General features: G+C 75.5%; 21 protein-coding genes. 10 read left to right on the top strand and 11 right to left on the bottom strand.

All coding sequences use genetic code 11. The annotated features are described in order from the left end of the window. Positions 1–265 precede the first annotated feature (265 nt). The 3 genes from ACFVHB_RS17100 to ACFVHB_RS17090 all read left to right on the top strand — a co-directional run bounded on the left by ACFVHB_RS17100 (position 266) and on the right by ACFVHB_RS17090 (position 3,535). Positions 266–934 carry a hypothetical protein gene (locus tag ACFVHB_RS17100; protein ID WP_380321950.1) on the top strand — a complete coding sequence of 223 codons (669 nt, stop codon included), beginning with the start codon at positions 266–268 and terminating at the stop codon, positions 932–934. A gap of 126 nt (positions 935–1,060) precedes the next feature. Further along, positions 1,061–2,590 carry a TolB family protein gene (locus ACFVHB_RS17095; RefSeq protein ID WP_380321947.1) on the top strand — a complete coding sequence of 510 codons (1,530 nt, stop codon included), beginning with the start codon at positions 1,061–1,063 and terminating at the stop codon, positions 2,588–2,590. A 381-nt stretch (positions 2,591–2,971) separates the two neighbouring features. After that, positions 2,972–3,535, top strand: a complete 564-nt coding sequence (locus tag ACFVHB_RS17090; RefSeq protein WP_380321945.1) for a DinB family protein — start codon at positions 2,972–2,974, stop codon at positions 3,533–3,535. 67 nt (positions 3,536–3,602) lie between these two features. Here ACFVHB_RS17090 and ACFVHB_RS17085 read toward each other — a convergent pair whose 3' ends face one another. Further along, on the bottom strand, positions 3,603–4,253 hold the full coding sequence (locus tag ACFVHB_RS17085; protein WP_380321943.1) for a DUF4360 domain-containing protein: 651 nt from the start codon (positions 4,251–4,253) through the stop codon (positions 3,603–3,605). A gap of 224 nt (positions 4,254–4,477) precedes the next feature. Continuing rightward, positions 4,478–5,320 carry a class I SAM-dependent methyltransferase gene (locus ACFVHB_RS17080; RefSeq protein WP_380321940.1) on the bottom strand — a complete coding sequence of 281 codons (843 nt, stop codon included), beginning with the start codon at positions 5,318–5,320 and terminating at the stop codon, positions 4,478–4,480. A gap of 105 nt (positions 5,321–5,425) precedes the next feature. Here ACFVHB_RS17080 and ACFVHB_RS17075 point away from each other — a divergent pair, with 105 nt between their 5' ends. The 4 genes from ACFVHB_RS17075 to ACFVHB_RS17060 all read left to right on the top strand — a co-directional run bounded on the left by ACFVHB_RS17075 (position 5,426) and on the right by ACFVHB_RS17060 (position 8,288). Beyond that, positions 5,426–6,226, top strand: a complete 801-nt coding sequence (locus ACFVHB_RS17075; protein WP_380321937.1) for a phosphotransferase — start codon at positions 5,426–5,428, stop codon at positions 6,224–6,226. 52 nt (positions 6,227–6,278) lie between these two features. Next, positions 6,279–6,722 carry an NTP pyrophosphohydrolase gene (locus ACFVHB_RS17070; RefSeq protein ID WP_380321934.1) on the top strand — a complete coding sequence of 148 codons (444 nt, stop codon included), beginning with the start codon at positions 6,279–6,281 and terminating at the stop codon, positions 6,720–6,722. A 128-nt stretch (positions 6,723–6,850) separates the two neighbouring features. Beyond that, positions 6,851–7,342 carry an HPP family protein gene (locus ACFVHB_RS17065; RefSeq protein WP_380321931.1) on the top strand — a complete coding sequence of 164 codons (492 nt, stop codon included), beginning with the start codon at positions 6,851–6,853 and terminating at the stop codon, positions 7,340–7,342. A gap of 565 nt (positions 7,343–7,907) precedes the next feature. Continuing rightward, entirely contained in the window at positions 7,908–8,288 is a 381-nt protein-coding gene (locus ACFVHB_RS17060; RefSeq protein WP_380321928.1) for an ATP-binding protein, read from the top strand. A 148-nt stretch (positions 8,289–8,436) separates the two neighbouring features. Here the strand turns inward: ACFVHB_RS17060 and ACFVHB_RS17055 are convergent, their stop codons facing one another. Then, the gene (locus tag ACFVHB_RS17055) at positions 8,437–8,937 is read right to left on the bottom strand and encodes a hypothetical protein (protein ID WP_380321925.1); all 501 of its coding nucleotides are present in this window, start codon (positions 8,935–8,937) and stop codon (positions 8,437–8,439) included. Between the two features lie 401 nt (positions 8,938–9,338). Between ACFVHB_RS17055 and ACFVHB_RS17050 the strand changes: the two genes are divergently transcribed. Both ACFVHB_RS17050 and ACFVHB_RS17045 read left to right on the top strand, forming a co-directional pair. Next, positions 9,339–10,286 carry a helix-turn-helix domain-containing protein gene (locus tag ACFVHB_RS17050; RefSeq protein WP_380321922.1) on the top strand — a complete coding sequence of 316 codons (948 nt, stop codon included), beginning with the start codon at positions 9,339–9,341 and terminating at the stop codon, positions 10,284–10,286. Between the two features lie 296 nt (positions 10,287–10,582). Beyond that, complete coding sequence (locus ACFVHB_RS17045; protein WP_380321919.1) at positions 10,583–11,491, top strand: NAD(+)/NADH kinase; 909 nt, start codon at positions 10,583–10,585, stop codon at positions 11,489–11,491. 55 nt (positions 11,492–11,546) lie between these two features. On the opposite strand, the gene ACFVHB_RS17040 is transcribed toward ACFVHB_RS17045, so the two are convergent. Further along, entirely contained in the window at positions 11,547–12,140 is a 594-nt protein-coding gene (locus tag ACFVHB_RS17040; RefSeq protein ID WP_380321916.1) for a TetR/AcrR family transcriptional regulator, read from the bottom strand. A 147-nt stretch (positions 12,141–12,287) separates the two neighbouring features. Here ACFVHB_RS17040 and ACFVHB_RS17035 point away from each other — a divergent pair, with 147 nt between their 5' ends. Continuing rightward, positions 12,288–13,433 (top strand): FAD-dependent oxidoreductase, encoded by a 1,146-nt coding sequence (locus ACFVHB_RS17035; protein WP_380321913.1) that lies wholly within the window; start codon positions 12,288–12,290, stop codon positions 13,431–13,433. A gap of 91 nt (positions 13,434–13,524) precedes the next feature. Here the strand turns inward: ACFVHB_RS17035 and ACFVHB_RS17030 are convergent, their stop codons facing one another. The 7 genes from ACFVHB_RS17030 to ACFVHB_RS17000 are packed head-to-tail and all read right to left on the bottom strand — an operon-like array spanning position 13,525 to position 20,065. After that, positions 13,525–14,343: a class I SAM-dependent methyltransferase gene (locus tag ACFVHB_RS17030; protein WP_380321910.1), complete on the bottom strand. Its 819-nt coding sequence runs from the start codon at positions 14,341–14,343 to the stop codon at positions 13,525–13,527. A 2-nt stretch (positions 14,344–14,345) separates the two neighbouring features. Beyond that, positions 14,346–15,095 (bottom strand): ABC transporter permease, encoded by a 750-nt coding sequence (locus ACFVHB_RS17025; RefSeq protein WP_380321907.1) that lies wholly within the window; start codon positions 15,093–15,095, stop codon positions 14,346–14,348. 1 nt (position 15,096) lies between these two features. Beyond that, positions 15,097–16,110, bottom strand: coding sequence for an ABC transporter ATP-binding protein (locus ACFVHB_RS17020; protein ID WP_380321904.1), 1,014 nt, complete (start codon positions 16,108–16,110; stop codon positions 15,097–15,099). After that, the gene (locus ACFVHB_RS17015) at positions 16,107–16,865 is read right to left on the bottom strand and encodes a type II CAAX prenyl endopeptidase Rce1 family protein (RefSeq protein WP_380321901.1); all 759 of its coding nucleotides are present in this window, start codon (positions 16,863–16,865) and stop codon (positions 16,107–16,109) included. The genes ACFVHB_RS17020 and ACFVHB_RS17015 overlap by 4 nt, the downstream gene beginning before the upstream one ends. Then, positions 16,862–17,641 carry a type II CAAX prenyl endopeptidase Rce1 family protein gene (locus ACFVHB_RS17010; protein ID WP_380321898.1) on the bottom strand — a complete coding sequence of 260 codons (780 nt, stop codon included), beginning with the start codon at positions 17,639–17,641 and terminating at the stop codon, positions 16,862–16,864. Before ACFVHB_RS17010 ends, ACFVHB_RS17015 begins: the two co-directional genes overlap by 4 nt. Further along, on the bottom strand, positions 17,616–18,980 hold the full coding sequence (locus ACFVHB_RS17005) for a YcaO-like family protein (RefSeq protein WP_380321895.1): 1,365 nt from the start codon (positions 18,978–18,980) through the stop codon (positions 17,616–17,618). Before ACFVHB_RS17005 ends, ACFVHB_RS17010 begins: the two co-directional genes overlap by 26 nt. After that, positions 18,977–20,065, bottom strand: coding sequence for a hypothetical protein (locus ACFVHB_RS17000; protein WP_380321892.1), 1,089 nt, complete (start codon positions 20,063–20,065; stop codon positions 18,977–18,979). Before ACFVHB_RS17000 ends, ACFVHB_RS17005 begins: the two co-directional genes overlap by 4 nt. Between the last annotated feature and the right edge of the window lie 3 nt (positions 20,066–20,068).

Here is a 20,068-nt window from a genome sequence, read left to right as displayed (position 1 = left end):
CTCTCTCTCCTCTTTCGGTACCCCGATCCCCGCCGGCGCCCGCCCCGCCGGGGTCCCCCCCGCGGCGCTGGTGGGGTTGGTTGCGCGGGCCGTCCCCCCCCCCCCCCCCCCCGGCCCCCTTCCGGAGCGAGCTCCCGGGCCCTCCTCCCCCGGGCGGGGGAGGAGGTTCCCCCTCCGAGGGGAGGCGGGCGGGCCGGGCGGCTGCGATCTTCGTCCCGGGGGCCGGGCACGACGCACGGCCCGGAGCACGACCGGAGAACCGACCATGACCGCCGTCACCGACCTGCCACGCCCGTCCGACCCGCCACCCCCGTCCGACCCGCCACGCCCATTCGGGCGGCTGCGCACCACCTGGACGGCCGCGCACACGACCGTCCCCGGGGTGCCCCGCTGGGTGCGGACCACCGCGCTCGCGATCCCGTTCACGGTGCTGCCGTCGAGTGCCTGGCGGATCGCCACCTGCACCTTCCACGCCCCGCTGGACGGCGGCGGGCCGCAGGCCTCGGGGAACCTCCCCGGCTGGCTGCCGCTCGAACTGTACGTGGTCCTGCTGTCGCTGCTCTCCGAGGTGCTGGCGTTCGCCGCCGTCGGACTGACCGCCCCGTGGGGCGAGGTGTTCCCGCGCTGGATCCCCGGGCTGCGCGGACGCCGGGTGCCGGTCACGGCCGCCGTCCTCCCGGCGGGGCTGGGCGCCACCGTGCTGACGGTCGTGCCGCTCTTCCTCACCGTCATGATCGCCGGGGGGCGGACGCTCCAGGGGCGGCCGCTGGACGAGGGCATCCCGCTGGCGACGCACGACTGGCGCACCGTCGTGCTGGCGGTCTGTTACGCCCCGCTGCTGCTCTGGGGGCCGATGCTGGCCGTCGTCACCGTCGCCTACTGGCGCCGCCGGCGTGGGGGTCGCTCGTCCGAGAGCGGTTCCCACTTGGCGTGAAGTCGTCAAGGCCCGGTCCGGGCCGTTGACCGCACCCGGGGCGAGACGGTTGGCTCGGCCCGAGCCGGCCGCCGGGGGGCGGGCCGCGGCAACGCGGTGAGGGCGCGAGCGAGGGAGCCGACCACGATGACGAGGACACCCCACACCACCACGACCGGGCCCGGCGCCGCCGGCCGCCCGACGACGGGACGGCCGGGCCGCCGCCTGACGGCCCGTGCGGCGGCCGTGCTGGCCGCCGCCGCCCTGGCCGCCACGGCCGCCGCACCCGCGCGGGCCACGCCGTTCGGCGCGGCCACCACCCGGGTCAGCACCGGTACGGCGGGGGCGCAGCCGAACGACTTCTCCTGGGGCAACGCGCTGAGCGCCGAGGGCCGGTACGCGGTGTTCTCCTCCGCCGCCAGCAACCTCGTCCCGGGCGACACCAACGGCCGGATCGACGTCTTCACCCGGGACCGCTGGACCGGCCGCACCGAGCGGGTCAGCCTGACCGAGGCGGGCGGCCAGGCGGACGGCGCGTCGTACGACGGCGCGATCAGCGGCGACGGCCGGTACGTCGTCTTCACCTCCACCGCCGCACTCGTCGCCGGGGACACCAACGGCGCGGAGGACGTCTACGTCCGCGACCGCTGGACCGGCCGCACGGAGCGGCTCACCACCGGGGACCCGGGCCGGGAGCAGCCGGGTCTGGACTCCTACCTGCCGTCCGTGAGCCGGGACGGCCGGTACGTCGCGTTCGCGTCGACCCGGACGGACCTGCTGCCCGGCGAGCGGGTGGCGATGGCCAACGTCTACGTCACCGACCGGTGGACCGGCACCACCCGCCTGGCGACCGTCGGTGCGGACGGCTCACCGGCCAACCGGCCCTCGGCCGACCCGCAGATCAGCGCGGACGGCAGCGCGGTCGGCTTCGTCTCCAAGGCCACCAACCTGCTCCCGCCCGCCGGGGGCGGGCCGGCCGAGGAGGCGCGGCCGTCGGCGGAGAGCCTGGCCGCCGGCGCGGAGGACGCGGGCTTCGAGCACCGGTCCGGCGTCCCGGCCCGGAGCGGCGGGCCGCGGGCGGCCGCCGGCGAGCGCGCCACGCTCCTGAAGCCGCGGCTCCACCCGTTCTTCGTCCACGAGGTGGCGACCGGGCGGACGCGCGGTGCGAGCACCGACGAGGCCGGCGAACTGGTGGGCGTCGCGGACGCCTCGGTCGGTCCGGACGGCCGCTACGCCGTCTACGCGCTGCCGGTCGTGAACCGGGGGCCGGACGGCGAGCTCGGCGGCCGCCACTTCGAGCTGTTCGTCCGCGACCTGCGGTCGGGCGGCGTCCGGCACCTCGCGGCCGCCCTGCCGGGCACCACGTCGAACGGCTCGTTCTCCAGCCCCCGGCTGGCCCTGGGGAACCGCTGGCTGTTCTTCGTCTCCGCTGCGGAGAACCTGGTGGCCGGCGACACCAACCAGGCGGACGACGTGTTCCGCCACGACCTGTGGACCGGCCGCACCGAGCGGGTCAGCGTGGCCTCCGACGGCGCGCAGAACACGGGCGCCTCGTACGGACCGGTGCTCGACGCGCTGGGCACCACGGTGCTCTTCGGCGCGGAGGACGGCACGCTGGTGGAGCAGGATTCCAACGGCGCGGCCGACGTCTTCGCCCGGCGGCTGCCGCCGTTCTGACGGGCCGCCCGGACACCCGGCGGGCGGCGCGCGAGCAGCTGCGTACGAACAGGGAGTCGGCCCGCCCGACCTCCCGCTCGCGTCGTTTCCGGGTCAGCCACGCAGTGGACGGCCCCGCCCCGCGCGGTGTTCGCAGCAAGGACGGCACCGTGCGGATTCCCCACCTCGGCGTTCCCCGCGATGCGGGCTGACGACGGAACGGGCACCAACAGTCCTGTCGACGGTGGGCACCGTCCCGCCGTCCTGGAGCCGCGATTGCCCGGAGCAGGCCCGAACCGGTCCCCGGTCCGGCCGGGAGGACGGGACTTAGGACATGGTCTGACCTACATGCCTCCTACTGTTTCTCCTGTCACCGAACAGGACCGACGAAGGGCGGGCATCATGACGAACACCACCACCATCAGCGGCAACGCCGGCACCACCACCGGCGCGCAGGGCGGCGGGGAGCGGGCCGACCTGCTGGCGACGCTGGAGAAGCACCGGCAGTTCCTGCGGTTCACCGCCCGCGACCTGACGGACGAGCAGGCCGGGCGCCGGAGCACCGTCAGCGAGCTGTGCGTGGGCGGGCTGGTCAAGCACGTCGCGGCGGTCGAGCGGGCCTGGGTGGCGTTCATCCTCGAAGGCCCTTCGGCGATGGGCGACTTCACCGCCATGACCGAGGAGGACTTCGCCAAGCGGGCCGACGAGTTCCGGATGCTGCCGGGCGACACGCTGGCGGGCGTCCTGGCCGACTACGAGGAGACGGCGCGCCGTACGGACGAGCTGATCGCCGCGCTGCCGGACCTCGACCTGTCCCACGAGCTGCCGAAGGCCCCGTGGAACGAGCCGGGGGCCCGCTGGTCGGCCCGGCGGGTGCTGCTGCACATCATCGCCGAGACCGCGCAGCACGCCGGCCACGCCGACATCGTCCGCGAGGGCCTGGACGGTGCCAAGACGATGGGCTGAGCGGGACCGGTCCCGCGCCCTCGTCCGGCCATCGGCGGCCGGGCACGGGCGCGGGACCGCGGTGCTGTCAGGGGCAGCGCTTCCAGGCCAGGTGGTAGGTGGTGTTGATGCTGCCGTCGGTCGAGTCCATGGTCATGAAGCTGGTGGTCCTGGTCGGGTCCGAGGTGCCGGCGCTGACCCGGAGCTCGGTGTTGATGTTGAAGTTGCGCAGTTCCCCGCAGGGCGCCCAGACCAGCGCCGCGACGCCGACGGTGTCGGTCGCCTGCCAGCTGTTGTCGATCGCACCGGCGAACTGGTGGCTGGCGGAGGTGGTCTGGGGCGAGCCCTGGAAGTAGTAGTTGGCGCGCTGGACGGCGGTCGCCCCCTTCTCCAGGTGCGCGAAGCCGCGGTAGTCGGCGGAGGCGATCGCGTAGGTGAAGCCCTGCGGGACGTGGACGTTCAGGTTGAGCTGGCAGTTCTTGCGGAAGTCGGTGGGCTTGGAGCCGACGCCGACCTGGGCGAGGTACTCGCTGTACGTCACCGTGAAGGCGGTGTTGTCCGGGGAGACGGCGACGGCCGCCGTCCCGGGCCGACAACCGGAGCCGTTGACGGTGGCCACGTCGATGACGATCTTGTCCGGCGGCGGCGTCGTCCACCCCGTGCCGGCGGCGACGCCGGCGAGCGGGGTGGAGAGCAGAACGGCGACAGCGCCGCCGGCGGCCAGGATGCGTACGGTCACGGGCGTTTCCTTCCCCTTGCCCGCCGGTTGCCGGTCGCGCACCCCCACGTGCGGACCACCCGGCGAGTTGTCGCGTCCATGTCAGCAGTTGGAGGCGGTCACGTACAGGGGGAGCAACGGGGCGCATCCCAGCGCGCCGGGGCGAACCGACCGGCGCGGGTCGAGGCGCTCACGCCCCCGACCGGGCCGGCGCACCTCCGGCGCCGGTGCTCATGGGGCCCGGGTCAGGCCTCGGCGCCCACCAGCCAGCAGGCCGCGGTGAAGCGGACCCGCGCACCGTGCACATAGGGCTCGAACGCGGCCCGGACCGTCTCGACCACCCGGGCACGCGTCCGCTCGTCCACCCCGGGCAGGGCCTGGCCGACCGGGCCGAGCCTGGTGAAGTACCCGACCAGCTCGGCCTCGGGCAGGGCGCACTCCACGTCCACCGGCCGCAGCTCGACCCCGGACCAGCCGCTCCCGGCCAGCACCCGGCGGATGACGTCCGGATCCGAGAGGCCGAACTGCCCCGGCCCGTCCGGCCGGCGGGCCGGCAGGCCCGGCAGGAGGGGCGCCGCGGCCCGCTCGGCCGTGGTCATGAACGGGTTCTCCGCGATGTCGCGCCAGCACACGAAGCACAGCCGGCCCCCGGGACGGGCGGCCCGCCGCAGGTTGCCGAAGGCCCGGACGGGGTCGTCGAAGAACATCACCCCGAAGCGGGAGACGACGGCGTCGAAGGAGGCGGGCTCGAAGGCGTGCTCGGCGGCGTCGGCGTGGACGAACCGGACCGGCAGGCCCTCCCGCTCGGCGCGCGCCCGCGCCGCGGCGATCACGGCCCCGGAGATGTCGACGCCGACGCAGCGGCCCCGCGCGCCGACCCGCCGCGCCAGGGCCACCGTCGTACCGCCCGTCCCGCAGCCGACGTCGAGCACCCGGTCGCCGGCGCGGGGCGAGACCGCTTCGACCAGCACGTCCTCCAGCGGCGCGAGCATCCCGTCCAGCACGGCCTGCTCGTCGACCCAGGCGTTGCCCGAGCGGCCGTTCCACTCGTGGGCCGGTCCGGCGCCGGCCGGGTGCGGGTCGTTCACGATCGTCTCCTGTCTCCTACCGCTCGCCGCTCGCCGCTCGTCGCTCGGAGGCCGGGGCGGAAAAACGGACGGCGCCGCACCGGCCGGTCCGTCCAGAATGGCGGGATGACCGCCATGGCGCCCCGGGGACCGGTCGAGGTCCCCCCGACAGTGACCGAGCTCGCGGCCGGACGGCCGGTGCGGGCCGTCTGGCAGAACGAGGCCGGCGGGCTGACCTTCCAAGTCGGCACGGAAGTGCGGCAGTTCGTCAAGTGGAACCCCGCCGGCAGCTGGCTCGACCTGACGGCCGAGGCCGCGCGCCTGCGCTGGGCGGCCGGGTACACCGTCGTGCCGCACGTCGTGGCCGAGGGCGCCGACCGGACCGGGTCCTGGATGGTCACCGACGGCCTGCCCGGGCGCACGGCCGTGGACGGCCGCTGGAGGCGCGATCCCGGCACCGCCGTCCGGGCGATCGGCGCCGGGCTGCGGGCCCTGCACGAGGCGCTGCCCGTCGCGGACTGCCCGTTCGACTGGTCGGCCGGGCGCCGGCTGGCGGCGGTCCGCGCACGGGCGGCGGCGGGCCGGATCGACCCGGCCGACTGGCACCCGGACATCCGGCCCGTCGGGAGCGTCGAGCGGGCGCTGGAGCTGCTGGCCGACGTTCCGCCGGTGGACGTGCCCGTGGTCTGCCACGGCGACGCCTGCGCCCCCAACACCCTGGTCGGCGACGACGGCCGGCACAGCGGGCACGTCGACCTCGGCACGCTGGGCGTCGCGGACCGCTGGGCGGACCTGGCCGTCGCCACCTGGAGCACGCGATGGAACTACGGTCCGGGTTGGGAGGACCCGCTGCTCGACGCCTACGGGGTCGAACGGGACGAGGAGCGGATCGCGTACTACCGGCTGCTGTGGGGGCTGTCCGAGTGACGGCCGGGGTCCCGCGGGCCGGGGCCGGGGGCCGGCGTGGGAGGCTGCGGGCATGAGTGGACGTGCCGTCGGTGGCGGCGACGGGGGACGGGTGCCGCTGCTGGTGGTGGACGCCGCCAATGTGGTGGGTTCGGTGCCCGACGGCTGGTGGCGGGACCGGCGCGGCGCGGCCGAACGGCTGCGGGACGCGCTGGTCGGCGTCGCGCTGGAGGGTCCCACCGACCGGAGCGGGCCGCCGGCCGGGCCGGTGGAGGTGGTGCTGGTCGTGGAGGGCGCCGCGCGCGGCGTGGCGGGCGTGCCTCAGGTACGGGTCGTGGCCGCGGCCGGTGCCGGGGACGACCGGATCGTCGAGCTGGTCGCGGAGGCGCTGGCCGAGCGGCCGGGGCGGAGCTGCCTCGTCGTCACCGCCGACCGCGGCCTGCGGGCCCGCGTCACCGCCCTCGGCGCCGGGGTCCTCGGGCCCCGGTCGGTGTGGCCGGCCCGGCCGTCCACCTGAACCGGACGCGCGCGCTTCACGGCGGGCGCGTGCGTGTCAAACCGGTTGCCCCGCGGGCAACACGATCAGCCTTCAATCAACAATCTGTTTACCATCTCCGGGTCCCGTCCAGCCTGCTCGGAGCCCGCATGACCACGCCGCCGCCCGCCGCCCGTACCCGTCCGCACCCGCTGCACGTGCTGCGCGCCACCGCCTTCGCGATCGGCACGCTGCTCGTCCTGGTCGGCGTCGGGGTGGTGCTGCGGCAGCCGCTGCTCATCCCGCCGCTGGCCGCCAGCGCGGCCCTGGTGCACGGTGCGCCCGGACTCCCGATCTCCCAGCCGCGCAACCTGGTCGGCGGGCAGCTGGTCTCCGCGGTGATCGGCTTCGCCACCCTCGCGGTGACCGGGAGCACCGCGTGGGGCGCGGCCGTCGCGGCCGGGCTCTCGCTGGGCGCGATGATGCTGACCCACCTCTCGCACTCCCCCGCCGTCGCCACCGCCGTCATCGTGGTGCTGCAGGCCCCGCGGCCGGGCCACTTCCTCCCGCTGCTGGCGCTGTCCACCGTCCTCCTGGTGGTGATCGGCCTGCTGCCGGGCCGGATCGGTGGGCACCCGGTGCGCTACCCGGTCACCTGGTGAGGCCGCCGCTGTCCCGCCGCTGCCCGGAGTGCGGACGCGGCACCGACGCGCGGCGGTCACCGGAGGCGCCTCGTCGCGCCCGCGGTGACCGCCGCGTTCCTGCTCAGGGGGTACCCCGCTCAGGGGCACCTCAGCACCTCAGCACCTCAGCACTGGGGACGGCGGCCGTGGTTGGCCCCGCGCCTGGCCCGTGCCTTCTTCTTGCGGCGCCGCTTCGATGACATGACCACTCCTCTCGCGACGGTGCGCTCCCCCGGGGTTCCACGGTGGCACACCGGGGCCCAGCGGGCCTCCGGAGACCGGCAGGGCCGCCCGGCGGGTGGGTTCGGCGACCGGTTCCGGAACCCGGCGACCCCGGCCTCGAACACGCGAGCCTCGAACAAGCGCCGCTCCATCCGCGCACAGGCCGTGTGGAGCGTCGTGTAGAGCACGGCCGCCGGGGTAGACGGTCGGGTGCACAGGCACGCCCGCACCGCGCACCGGAGTCCCCGTCATGTGCACACCGCCCACCGCGGCTCGCTACTCACAGCGCCTGGCCTTCCCACCGAACGGCACGCGGGGCCGCGTGCGCCCGGGCCTCGCGTTCGTCCGCACGACCCTGGCGAACTGGCAACCCGACGCCGACACGGTGGCCGTGGACGACGCGATGCTGGTGACCGCCGAACTGCTCGCGAACGCCACCGCCCACGCCGGCCGACCGCTGGCCCTCCAGCTGTACTTCGAGCCGCGCACCACCCGACTTCGGATCGAGGTCACCGACCCGACGCCCACCCCGCCACGGCTGCGCCTCGCCCGGCCCGACGATCCGCACGGCCACGGACTGCGGATCGTCGACCGGATCACGACCGCTTGGGGAACCACCCCCACCACGACGGGCAAGACCGTCTGGGCCGAGCTCCTCCTCCCCGCGGCGCACTGGCCGGGCGCCACCCACGCCGCGCGGTAGCCCCGGGACGGACCGCGTCCGTGAGCGGGCTCCCGCCCCGGTCCACCGGAGCCTCCGCCGCCACCCCGGGCATTCTGCGGCCTCCCGGGTCCGGCCACCGGGCCGGGTCACCGCCGACCGGGCTCGTGAGCGGGCGCCCACCACGGCTTCAGGCCGCGGGACGGGGGCCGCGCCCCTCCGCGCGGGCGGTGGCCGTGCCGGTGATGGCGCGGGCGAGTGCGTCACGAAGGCGGCGTACGGCTCGTTCGGCATCGGTGAGGTCGCCAGGGGCGGGAGCGACGGTGCCGAAGGACGACCGCTCGTCGGCGCGCAGGGCGCGCCAGTGCAGAACGGGCACGAGGGCGGTGCTGGCCTGGGCGAGGAACCAGGCGAGTTGGCCGTGCGTGCGGGCGATGGAGATGGCGAGGACCGCCAGAGCTTCACGCAGGCGTTCCAGGCGGTCGATGACCGGCAGGTCCTCGTGTTCACTCGCGTCGCGGACGGCGTCCGCGAGGCCGCAGGCGGTCTTGCGGGCCAGCGCCGCCTCGTCGTCGGTCAGGACCCATAGTCCGTGGCTCACCTGGCGTTCGGCTTCCGCCGTGAGGTGCTCGATCTGCTCGCACATGCCCGCGCCGGCCGGCAGGGGGCGGAAGGTGTCGTGCAGGGCCATGCCATGCCTTTCGGGAAGGATGCGGCGGGATCCATGCCCGTGGACGCGGGCGTGGCGGAGGACAGTGCCGGGACGGTGTACGGCGGTGCCGGGCCGGTCGCGGTCCCCCTTTCGACGGTCATCGCTCGCACGCCGACCCGCAGCGCCGGAAACGAAGTCGTCGAGGAACGGCCGGCCCGCGAGCGAAGCCCGTCGTGGTCCGGGACAGCCACCCTCGCGGTCGCGCGGCAGCCCGGTCCGGTCGCGTGCGCGTGGTCCAGCCCGTGCGCGTGGCACGTGCTCCGGCCGCGGATGACGGCCTCGACCGGCAGACCCGGTCGGACCGCGAGTCGGGCGCCGTTCCGCGGGTAGACCCGTAACGTCAGGGGGAAGCAGAGGGGTCCGACCGGCCGGTGGTGAGGGTGGAGTCGTTGCTTTTCGACAGCGTGAGCGTCGACGAGACGGAAGAGTTCCTGTCGTCCGCGTACACGCCGATGCGGATCGGCGGTCCGGTCGAGGACGCGCGGGTGCACATCAGCCGCCGGGCTGCCGGCCCGGTCGCGATGGACCGGCTGGACTTCGGCTACACGATGGCCTACGACGCGCGCGACCTTGGCCGGGTGTGTCTGATCAGCATGCACCACGGCACCCTCGTGGACCTCACCGGCGGCCGCGAGGAAGTCTTCGGGCCCGGGGAGACGTTCCTCCTCGCCCCGCCCGACCAGCCCTACCAGGGTGAGGTGCGCGCCGCCCGCTACACCATCGCCCTGTTCGACACCGCCCTGCTGGAGGCCGTCGCGCCCACCGCTCCGGGCGAGCGCCCGACCCGCCTCACCGGACCGCGGCCCGTCACGGCGGACGCGAACCGTCGGCTCGCCGCCGCCATCGCCTACGTGCGCGACCACGTCCTCGACGATCCGGCCGCCTGCGCTCACGACCTGCTCGTGGGCACCGCCGCCCGGCACCTGGCCGCCGCCGCCCTCGCCGCCCTCCCCCACACCGCCCGCGACACCGCCCGGCCGGCCGACAGCTCCGACGCCACCCCCGGCACCGTGCGCCGCGCGGTCGCGTTCATCGAGTCCAACGCGGACCAGGACATCGCGCTCGCGCACATCGCCTCCGCCGCGTACGTCACCCCCCGGGCCCTGCAGTACGCCTTCCGGCGCCACCTCGGCACCACGCCGCTGGCGTACCTGCGCCGGGTGCGCGTGGCGGCCGCGCACCGTGACCTGCTCGCCGCCGACCCGCGGACCAGCACCGTCACCGAGATCGCCGTGCGGTGGGGCTTCGCCCACCCGGGGCGTTTCGCCGCCCACTACCGCGATGCCTACCGGACCTCACCCAGCACGACCCTCCGCCTGCGCAGCTGACCTGCGAGCGGCCCCCGGAGGCACGACGACCGGCACGGACCGGTCGTCAAGGCCGGCCGGCGGCTCGGCCGTGGATCGGCCGTGGCCCGGCCGTGGGCTCGCATCACGCCGCCGAGGGTCGGATGCCGCCCAGCGACCCGAGGTGCCGGCCGCTCCGGCTGACCCAGCTCGACACCGCCGTCGCCATCGACCCCGCTCCCACCGGCTGCCGACCCGGCCGGCTCCGACGCCGAGAGGACCCGGACGGATGGGCGCCGGGGCCGGGGGCCGGCTTGAACGAGGGTGGGCGGCTGTGCGTGACTGGGAGGGGGAACAGCGACCCGGTCGACAACGAGGTGCCGCAGATGGGATTCATCGGCACGGTGGGGCTGGTGCTCCACCCCGAGCGGACCTGCGGGCCCGTCGTGAACACGGTCATCCGGTGGAGCCGGGCCCGGGACACCAAGGTGCTGGGGCTGGCCGAGGAGGTGGCCCGGATCGGGTGCGACGCGGTGGCGGTCGGGCCCGAGGAGATGGCGGCGAGCGCCGATCTGCTGATCAGCCTGGGCGGGGACGGGACGATGCTGCGCGCGATGCGGCTGACGGTGGGTGGCGGCGCGCCCGTCCTGGGGGTCAACGTCGGACGGCTGGGGTTCCTCGCCGAGGTCGACATCCCGGAGCTCGCGGACGCGCTCGACGCCATCGACGACCAGCGCTTCACCGTGGAGGCGAGGTCCGGGGTCCGGGCCGGGTTCGGGAGCACCGAGGTGACCGCGTTGAACGACGTCGTGCTGATGCGCAGCCCCGGGCACCGGTCGGCGGTCGTCGCGGTACGGGTCCAGCACCAGCCCTTCGTGTCGTACACCGCCGACGCCGTCGTGGTCGCCACGCCGACCGGGTCCACCGCGTACAGCTTCTCCGCCGGCGGCCCGATCGTCTCCCCCACCACCGAGGGGCTGCTGGTCACACCGGTGGCACCGCACTCCGCGTTCAACCGCTCGGTCTTCCTCTCCGGCGGGGAGCGGCTCGCCCTGGAGGTGCTGCCGCACAGCGGGGACCTCGCCGTCGAGGCGGACGGCCTGCTGGTCGGGCGGGTCCGGCCGGGCGACGTGGTCGAGGTGGCCATGCTCCCGACCGCGGCGCGCGTCGTGCGACTCGGGCACACCACCTTCTACCAGCGGGCGCAGCGCAAGCTGCGGCTCAGCGGGTCGCCTGAGCACGGGTGACGGCCCGGCGCGCCGGACCCGGGGCGGCGGCCGGGCGGCTCGGGGCCGCGCTCGCTCAGTGGTCCGGGTACCGGGCGGCCCAGCCGGGTTCGAGCAGGGCGAAGGCCTCCTCGGCGGCGCGCCGCGGGTCGGCGTGCCGCTGGACGAGCACGCGGGCCTCCAGGGCGAAGCGGGCCAGGGCGGCGCAGGTGACGTCGTCCTCGGGCGCGCCGACCTCGGCCGCGATGGCGTGGGCCAGGGCGGCTTCGTGGCGGGTCCACATGCGCTGGGCGTAGTCGCGGAGGGCCGGGGTGTCCTGGATCATCCGCGTGAACGCGGGGAACCGCGGATCCGCGGCCGTGACGGCGAACCGGCTCCCGGCCAGCAGGACGTGTTCGCGGAGGGCGTGCGGGATCGACCGGCCGGCGGGGCGGTCCCGGACGGCGGCGACCAGTGCGTCCTCCAGGTCTCGGTCCTGGTCGAAGACCAGCGCTTCCTTGCCCGGGAAGTGCTTGAACAGGGTGGTCACGGACACGTCGGCGGCGTCCGCGACGTCCTTGACGCCGACCTGGTCGTAGCCGCGGTCGAGGAAGAGTTCGAGGGCGGCGTCGGCCAGTGCCTGCCGGGTCTGGGCCTTCTTGCGCTCGCGGCGCCCGAGGGGTTCGGTCACGGGCTCCACCGTACTCCAGGGGATGAACCCGGTTCAAAAGTGTAGTGATTGCACTTTTGTAGTGAGTGTGTTTTCGTGAGTGGCGCCGGACCGACCCGGCGGCGCCGGACCACCGGCGGCTCATCCACCTCCCGAGGGGGACCTCCCATGCACTCCACCCGCGCCCCGCGCGTCGCGGTCGTCGGCGCCGGCCTCGGCGGTCTCGCCCTGGCCGCCGTCCTGCACCGGCACGGCTACCCCGTCACCGTCTTCGAGCGCGAGGCCTCGCCCACCGCCCGCGGCCAGGGCGGCACCCTCGACATCCGCGCGAGCAGCGGCCAGGTGGCGCTGCGCGCGGCCGGCCTGCTCGACCGGTTCCACGCGCTCGCCCGCCCCGAGGGCCAGGAGTGGCGGCTGGTCGACCCGCACACCGGTGCGACGCGGTCCGCCGGCGGGCCGGACCACGACGGGTCGGGCCCGGGGCCCGACGAGGAGAGCCCGGAGATCGACCGCGGTCAGCTGCGCGGGCTCTTCCTGGAGTCGCTCGCCGCCGACACCGTCCGGTGGGGGCACGGCGTCGGCGGGGTCGGCCCGCTCGGCGACGGCACCTGGCGCCTGCGCCTCGACGACGGCACCACCGAGGACGCCGCCCTGGTGGTCGGCGCCGACGGCACCTGGTCACGCGTCCGCACCGCCCTGTCGGACGCCGGGCCTGCCTACACCGGCGTCACCTTCGTCGAGGCCGGCTTCGACGACTGCGACCTCCGTCACCCCGACCTCGCGCGGATGGTCGGGCCCGGCACGATGCTCGCGAGGCACGACGGCAGGGCCCTGGTCGCCCAGCGCAACAGCGGCGGCCACATCCGCGGCTACGCGGCGCTGCGCGTCCCGGAGGACTGGCACCGCGCCGAGGGTCGCGACGACCAGGCGGCGGTCCGCGCCGAGCTGTTGACGATGTTCGCCGGCTGGGACGAGGGCCTGCGGTACCTGCTGCGCCACAACGACCGCCCGTTCGTCCACCGGCCGCTGTACGTCCTGCCCGCCCCGCACACCTGGGAGCGCACCCGCGGCATCACCCTCCTCGGAGACGCCGCCCACCTGCTGCCCCCGGTCGGACTCGGCGCCAACCTCGCCATGCTCGACGGTGCCGACCTGGCGCACGCCCTGCTCACCGAACCCACGGTCGACGACGCCGTCCGCGCCTACGAGGCGGTGATGCGGCCGCGCTCCGCCCGCGCCGCCCTGGACTGCGTCGGCGCCCTCGACGACCTCGTCCCTCCGGCGACCACTACGGCGAGGACGGTCGCGCACTGACGGGGACGTGACGGCGGGTCGGCGGGCCGGGCCACGCCCCGGGCCTGTCGCCGCCTCCCGGGCGGGGGTCCGGTGACCGGCCCGGCGCGCGTCACGGCAGGTCGGTGCGCAGGCGGAGCACGCTGTCGGGCAGGAGGCGGGTGGCGGCGCCGGGGCGGGCGGAGATCCGGGCGGTGGGGAGGAGGTCGAGGTGGTCGCAGTGCCAGCCGGCGGCCTCGAACGGGGTGAGGTCGGCGAGGCCGTGCATGGTCAGCGGCGTCCCGGCGGTGCGGGCGGCGGCGGTGAGGCCGTGCGCGGAGGCGACGGAGAGGACGTCGCAGATCCAGGCGGCGCCGGTCCCGCCCAGCTCCGCCGCGAGAACCGCCAGGGCGCGGAGCCGGGTGTCCGGCAGGTAGGTGAGCAGGCCCTCGGCGAGGAGGAGGACCCGCCGGCCGGCGGTGCGGGGGCGCAGCAGCGCGGCCAGGGCGTCGAGGTCGCGGAGGTCGCAGCGCAGTCGTTCGACCGGGACGGGCGCGGCGCCGGCCGGCAGCAGCCGGTCCTTGAGGTCGAGCACGGGCGCGCAGTCGAGCTCGATCACCCGGCAGTGGGCCGGCCAGCCCAGGCGGTACGGGCGGGCGTCGAAGCCCGCGCCGAGGTTGACGCAGACGTCCCAGGGCGCTTCGTCTCCGCGTCCCCCCAGCAGCTCGGCGACCAGCCCGTCGATGGCGACCGTGCGGGCCACCAGCGAGGACGTCCCGGCGGTGTGCCGGGTGACGCGGCGGATGGCGGCCGGGCAGTGGGCGGCGAAGCGCTCGGCGTACGGGTCGTGCAGGCCGCCGCGCGGGTCGGCCGTCGCTCCGGCGCGGGCGAGCGCGGTGAGGAAGGCGGTCGCGGGTACCTGCTCGGCGAGCGGGGGGCGGGCGGCGGGCACGGCTACTCCCACCGGAACAGCCGGACGGCGGCGGCTCCGCAGAGCACGACGACGCCAGCGAGCACACCGAGGTCGAGGCCGACGTTCGTGGCGCTGTCCAGCCAGGCGTGCTGGAGGAGCTCCACCGCGTACGTCGCGGGCAGGGCGTCGCTGATCGCCCGCATGCCGGAGGGGAAGATCTGCAGCGGGACGGTCGCGCCCGACAGGAAGATCATCGGGAAGTAGACCAGGTTGGCGACGGCCACCGCGACCCGTTCCGACCGCGCCACCGCGGCGACCACGCCGCCCACCGCGTACATCGCGAGGGTCGCGAGGAGGAGCGCGCCGGCCGTGGCGGCGAGCGCGCCGCCGGAGCTCGGCAGGTGGAGGTCGAAGAACAGGCTCCCGGCCACCACCAGCAGGAACGCGCCCGCCAGGCTCAGCGCGACGTTCACCAGCCCCTGCGCGACCAGGAAGGCGGAGGCGTCGACCGGTGTCGCGCGGAACCGCTTCAGGACCTTGCGGTCGCGGTACTCGGCCAGCCCGAGCGGGAAGCTCATCAGCCCGGTCACCGAGACCACCAGGACCAGGTAGGCGGGCACCGACATGTCCACCGTCCCCCGCCCGTCGAACTGCTCGGACGGCTTGTTGCCGTAGATGCCGCCGAACATGCAGAGCATCAGCACCGGGAAGGCCAGGGCGAAGAACACCGGGGCGAAGTTGCGCAGCATCCTGCGCGACTCGAACCGGACGACCGGCCACAGGGTCGCCATCTCAGGCCACCTCCTTCGCCGCGGTGTCGCCCCGCACGGTGTCGCCGACCAGGTTGAGGTAGGCGTCCTCGAAGGTCGGCGTCCGGCGGCTCACCGCGGAGGGCGGGAGGCCGGCGTCCGCGAGGAGGCGCACGATGCGGTCGTAGTCGGCGGGGAAGGCGCCGGTGAACTCCAGCCGGTCCGGCCCGCCGGGCAGCCGGGACAGCCCGAGGGCGTCGAGCCGTTCCTCGACCCCTCCCGCCGCGCGCCCGCCGCCGTCCGCGACGGCGCGCAGGTCGATCGAGAAGGTGGACGGGCCGGCGTGGGCCTCGGTCAGCCGCGCCGGCGGGTCGAGGGCGACCAGCTCGCCGGCCCGCAGCACGCCGACCCGGTCGCAGAGCGCCTCGACCTCGTCCATCGCGTGCGAGGTGAGCAGCACCGCGACGCCGCGCGCGGCCAGGTCGAGCACCGAGCGCCAGGTCTCCCGGCGCTGGTGCGGGTCGAGGCCGGTGGTGAGCTCGTCCAGGATGACCAGGCGGACGTCGCCGATCTGGGCGAGGGCCAGCGCGAGCCGCTGGCGCATCCCGCCGGAGAGGTCGGCGATCAGGCCGCGGCGGCGGTCGGCGAGGCCGAAGGACTCCAGCAGTGCGGTGGAGGCCCCGGGCGCCCGGTAGATCGCCTCGTAGAGCTCGCACAGCTCGCCCACCCGGGCGCGGCTGGGGAACTGCGACTCCTGGAGCTGCATCCCGACGAGGCGGGTGACGGCCTCGCGGTCCGTGCGGGGGTCGTGGCCGCAGACCGAGATCGCGCCGTCCCGGGCGGGCCTGCGCAGCCCTCCCACCGCCTCGACGATCGAGGTCTTGCCCGCGCCGTTCGGTCCGACCAGCCCGAACACCTCCCCGGGAGGGATCCGGAAGGAGACGTCGCGCACGGCGGTGAACGCGCCGTACGTGACGGTCAGTCGGTCGACCCGGACGACGGCGCCGTCGTCCGCCGCCGCCTCGGTCGGGTCGGCGGACGGCTGGTTCCCGGTCAAAGGCTGAGCCTCCTGGGGGTGGTGGCGCGCGCTCCGGCGGAGGCGCTGAGGTGGGTGTAGAAGCCGGCGAAGGACATGTGCAGGGCGAGGGCGGGCAGGACACCGCCGGTGGCCGCGGTCAGCAGGCCGCCGACCACGCCGAGGGTCACGCTCGACGTGCCCAGGACGTACGCCTGGACCGGGGTGGAGACCAGGGCGACCTGGCCGGCGGCGAACAGGCAGGTGCTGACGGCGAGCGCGACGCCGAAGCCGCTGCCGAGCGCGCCGAGCCCGAGCAGGACCGCGCCGCGGAAGAGGAGTTCCTCGACCAGGGCCGCGGCGGCCGGGATGATCCACCGGTAGTGCCGCGGCAGGGCCAGGATCGAGGAGATCCACTGGACGCGGGCGATCTCGCCCGGGACGTCGACCCGCGGGTTCGCCCGGTAGAGCAACGAGACGCAGAGGATGTTGGCGCTGGAGGTGCCGAGGACGGCGAGCAGCAGGGCGAGCGGCGTGGTCGGGCCGAGCCGTCCGACCAGTTGCTGGAGGGAGAGCGGGGTGGCCGCCAGCAGCACGGTCAGCGCCAGCGCGCCGAGCGCGAGGTACAGCACCGTGCCGAACACCGCGAAGGCGGCCTCGGGGGTCGGTCCGGTCCGCCCGGCGAGCCGCAGTGCCGTCCGCCGGCGCCGCGCGGGGTCGTTGAACGGCACCCGGTACAGCGCCAGCCAGCCGGCGACCACGACGGCGCAGAGGCCGGCGTACCCGGGCGCGCTCATCGGGCGGCCTCCCGGGCGCCGGTCGCGTCGCCGGCTCTCTCGGCGTCGCCGTCCGCCGGGTGCCGGGCGCCGCGCTCCTGGCGGACGGCCAGCAGGTGGACGGCGGCGTTCTGGGCGAGGTGCGCCACCAGCGGCACCGCCAGACTGCCGGAGGCCACCAGGAGCACCCCGAACACGGCGCCGGACAGGGTCTTCTGGACGACGGCGAGGCCGCCGAAGAAGAGGTGCCCGAGGGCGTACGCCAGCGCGGCGACGGCGGTCGCCACAGCGGTCGGCAGCTCCAGGCGCTGGTGCAGGACGCCGATCCACAGGCCCCGGTAGAGCAGTTCCTCCGCGACCGCGGTGGCCAGGATCGCGGCGGCGTACCCGGGGGTCGCCACGCCGCTCGAACGGTGCACCGCGAGCCGCAGCCCGTTCGCGCCCCGCGGGAGCCGCGGCACCGCGCCCGCCAGGAACTCCGCGCCGACCAGCGCGGTCCCGGTCACGGCGGCGGCCGGCAGCCAGACGGCGTCGGCCCGCCAGCCGGTCAGCGTGTCCGGGGCGAAGCCGCCGCTCGCCGCGACGGCGAGGGCCAGGCCGGTCACCACCAGGTAGGCCGCCGGGGCGCCGAACAACGCGAACCACGCCGCCCGGCCCCGTCCGGTGCCGGTCCTGCCCTCCCCCGGCCCCGAGCCCGCGCCGCCGGGGCCGAACGCCGTCGCGACGCGCACGAGTTCGGCGGGGGCGACGGTGGCCGCCAGCACCAGGCACTCAAGGGAGCGGGTGTGGGACCACATGGGTCACACCCCCATGGCTCAGCATCCGCGGGTGGCCCTTCGGCGGGAACCCGGGCAGGCACATGCTCAGCAGCTCCGGGATGACCGCCCGGACCACCCGCCACGGGGTGTCCGCCAGCTCCGGCGGCGTGATGTCCAGGTAGCCCGCCCACTCGCTGACGCCGGCGAGCTCGGTCAGCAGCCGGTGGATCGCCGCCCGGTCGTCGGCCGCGTAGCCGGGGAGTCCGGCGAAGTCGACGCGCCCGGCGGTCCGGCTCTCCACCGCGGCCAGCTTGCGCTCGGCGTCCCCGGGGGCGGCGAAGTACAGCACGTTGGTGTCCAGGTCGGTGTACGCCGAACTCGCCTGCGCGAAGTGCACGTTGGGCAGGTCGAAGACGGTGCTGAACATGCCGATGCCGAGGATGGCGGTCGCCTCGGCGGCCCCGCGCAGCAGTGCCCGCCGCGGCTGCGGGTCCGCCTGCAGCCCGAAGGCGATGTACGGCAGCCTGGCGTCCCGGCGCACCAGGGTCACCCCGATGTTCGGCAGCGGAAGGTCCGGCCGGGTGAGGTAGCTCGCCCGCACCTCGTACGGCCCGTCCGGCGCCAGCCCGGCCGCGGCGAGCAGCTCCCGGCCGTCCTCGTCGAGGTCGATCAGCGGCGCCCCGGCCCCGGTGTACCAGTTGAGGACGAAGGCGTCGATCTGGACGGCCTCGACGAGCGCCCCGAGCAGCGCCTGGTCCAGCGAGACGTGGGCCGCCGTCCCGGTGGAGAAGGACGGGGTGAACAGCTTGTCGCCGGCCCGGGCGTCACTGCGGAAGCCGAGGAACACCAACTGCGCCGGGAGGTAGACCTCCTCCCCCGGCCGGGTCAGCGACGGACAGGCGATCCACGCGATGACGTCGTCCTCGGTGGGGAGTTCGGGCGAGTAGCGGTGCATCATCCGGGCCAGCAGCCGCTGCTGCTCGGCGTCGAAGACGCCCAGCAGGTCCAGCGGCAGGCAGCGGTGCCGGGAGGACAGCGCGCGGTAGGAGGCGTACTCGATCCGGTCCGCGAACAGCGGCATCGCCATGATCGCCGCGTACCGCTCCACCGACTCACCGGTGAGCCGGGTCACCGCCTCCTCGTTGGTGGACCCGTAGCCGGCGAGGTGGTACTGCATCTGCAGGTGCGGGTCGCCGAGCGCCAGGCGGTGGTACTGCGGCATCGCCGCGGTGGCCGAGCGCAGGTACGGTTCGCCGTCGATCGCGGCGACCGAGACCAGCATGCCGGGCAGGATCCCGCCCTGGTTGCCGCCGATCCGGCCGTACCGGGCGAGCGCCTCGGCCATCCCCGGGTGACCGCGGGTCGGGATCCCGCTCATCGGCCCCCTCCGAGCGCCTCGCGGACGTGGCGGTCGACGACGACCCGGCTGCTGAAGTTGATCTCGCGGACGATGTCCCGGGCGACGTGACCGCAGGCCGGACACGTGCCGATGCGCAGCACGTCCTGCGCCTGCATCTCGTACGTCGGCAGGTAGACGCTCAGCGCCCGGCCGAGGAACCGCGAGGTGCCGAGCGAGCGCAGCAGCACGGCCTCGTTCACCAGGTGCGCGCAGATCAGCGACTCCACGCCGTTGGCCCGGCCGGTGCCGGCGGACGCGCCCGCCCCGACGAAGGCGTGGTAGCCGATGTGGTCCTCCAACCGGGCCAGCGAGCGCTGTTCGAAGCACTCCAGGCAGCCGGTGCGCGGGCTCTCGGCGCCGACGACCGTCGCGAACGGTCCGTCGACCAGCCCGACCACCACCGGCTTCTCCAGGTGGCAGACCAGCCGGTTGAGGTTGCGCAGGGTCAGGATCGAGGCCTGCCCGAGGTGGACGACGAGCGAGTCGCAGTGCTCGACGGCCGCGCTCAGCCGTTTCAGCGCGTCCGCGGCGGCCAGGCCGCCCATTCCGGAGGTCAGGTCGGCGCCGCGCAGCCCGTCCAGGAAGGCGGGCGGCAGCGGCTCCAGCGGTACGCCGAGGGTCTGCGCCTGACCGGCGAGGTAGGCCGCGGCGCTGGGTGAGTCGGCGGCGAAGCCGACCGTGGCGTCGACGGACTCGCCGGCGCCGTACAGGTCCAGGTTGCCGAGCAGGGCCCGGGCCATCTCCGCGCCGTACTCGGACGGGCGGTCGTGGGCGAGGAAACCGGCCTGCCGCAGCTCGTTGACGGCCAGCCGGAGGTTGGCCCGCTCGACCGGCGTGAGGTCGACGGCCTCCGCGAACGACCCGTCGGCCGGCTTGCCCGCGGCCAGGGTCTCGAACAGCGCGGTCATCGCGGCCCGGACCGCGGGGGACTCCGCCCGCAGGTCGACGTTGACCTCGGAGAAGTTCCAGATGCCCCAGCGCAGCCGGATGACCCCCGGCTCGACGGCCAGCAGCCGGACGGACGTCGCCAGGACGACCCCCGGCTCGGACGGTGCGACGGTCATGGA

It is taken from the genome of Kitasatospora sp. NPDC127111 (assembly GCF_042677465.1).
Lineage (GTDB): Bacteria > Actinomycetota > Actinomycetes > Streptomycetales > Streptomycetaceae > Kitasatospora.
This window is presented reverse-complemented; position numbering and strand designations above follow the sequence as displayed.

Excerpts from the sequence above, each read along its gene's own strand:
- ACFVHB_RS17100 (WP_380321950.1), top strand. The coding sequence starts at position 266 with ATGACCGCCGTCACCGACCTGCCACGCCCGTCCGACCCGCCACCCCCG.
- ACFVHB_RS17095 (WP_380321947.1), top strand. The coding sequence starts at position 1,061 with ATGACGAGGACACCCCACACCACCACGACCGGGCCCGGCGCCGCCGGC.
- ACFVHB_RS17090 (WP_380321945.1), top strand. The coding sequence starts at position 2,972 with ATGACGAACACCACCACCATCAGCGGCAACGCCGGCACCACCACCGGC.
- ACFVHB_RS17075 (WP_380321937.1), top strand. The coding sequence starts at position 5,426 with ATGACCGCCATGGCGCCCCGGGGACCGGTCGAGGTCCCCCCGACAGTG.
- ACFVHB_RS17070 (WP_380321934.1), top strand. The coding sequence starts at position 6,279 with ATGAGTGGACGTGCCGTCGGTGGCGGCGACGGGGGACGGGTGCCGCTG.
- ACFVHB_RS17065 (WP_380321931.1), top strand. The coding sequence starts at position 6,851 with ATGACCACGCCGCCGCCCGCCGCCCGTACCCGTCCGCACCCGCTGCAC.
- ACFVHB_RS17055 (WP_380321925.1), bottom strand. The coding sequence starts at position 8,937 with ATGGCCCTGCACGACACCTTCCGCCCCCTGCCGGCCGGCGCGGGCATG.
- ACFVHB_RS17035 (WP_380321913.1), top strand. The coding sequence starts at position 12,288 with ATGCACTCCACCCGCGCCCCGCGCGTCGCGGTCGTCGGCGCCGGCCTC.
- ACFVHB_RS17025 (WP_380321907.1), bottom strand. The coding sequence starts at position 15,095 with ATGGCGACCCTGTGGCCGGTCGTCCGGTTCGAGTCGCGCAGGATGCTG.
- ACFVHB_RS17015 (WP_380321901.1), bottom strand. The coding sequence starts at position 16,865 with ATGAGCGCGCCCGGGTACGCCGGCCTCTGCGCCGTCGTGGTCGCCGGC.
- ACFVHB_RS17010 (WP_380321898.1), bottom strand. The coding sequence starts at position 17,641 with ATGTGGTCCCACACCCGCTCCCTTGAGTGCCTGGTGCTGGCGGCCACC.
- ACFVHB_RS17005 (WP_380321895.1), bottom strand. The coding sequence starts at position 18,980 with ATGAGCGGGATCCCGACCCGCGGTCACCCGGGGATGGCCGAGGCGCTC.
- ACFVHB_RS17000 (WP_380321892.1), bottom strand. The coding sequence starts at position 20,065 with ATGACCGTCGCACCGTCCGAGCCGGGGGTCGTCCTGGCGACGTCCGTC.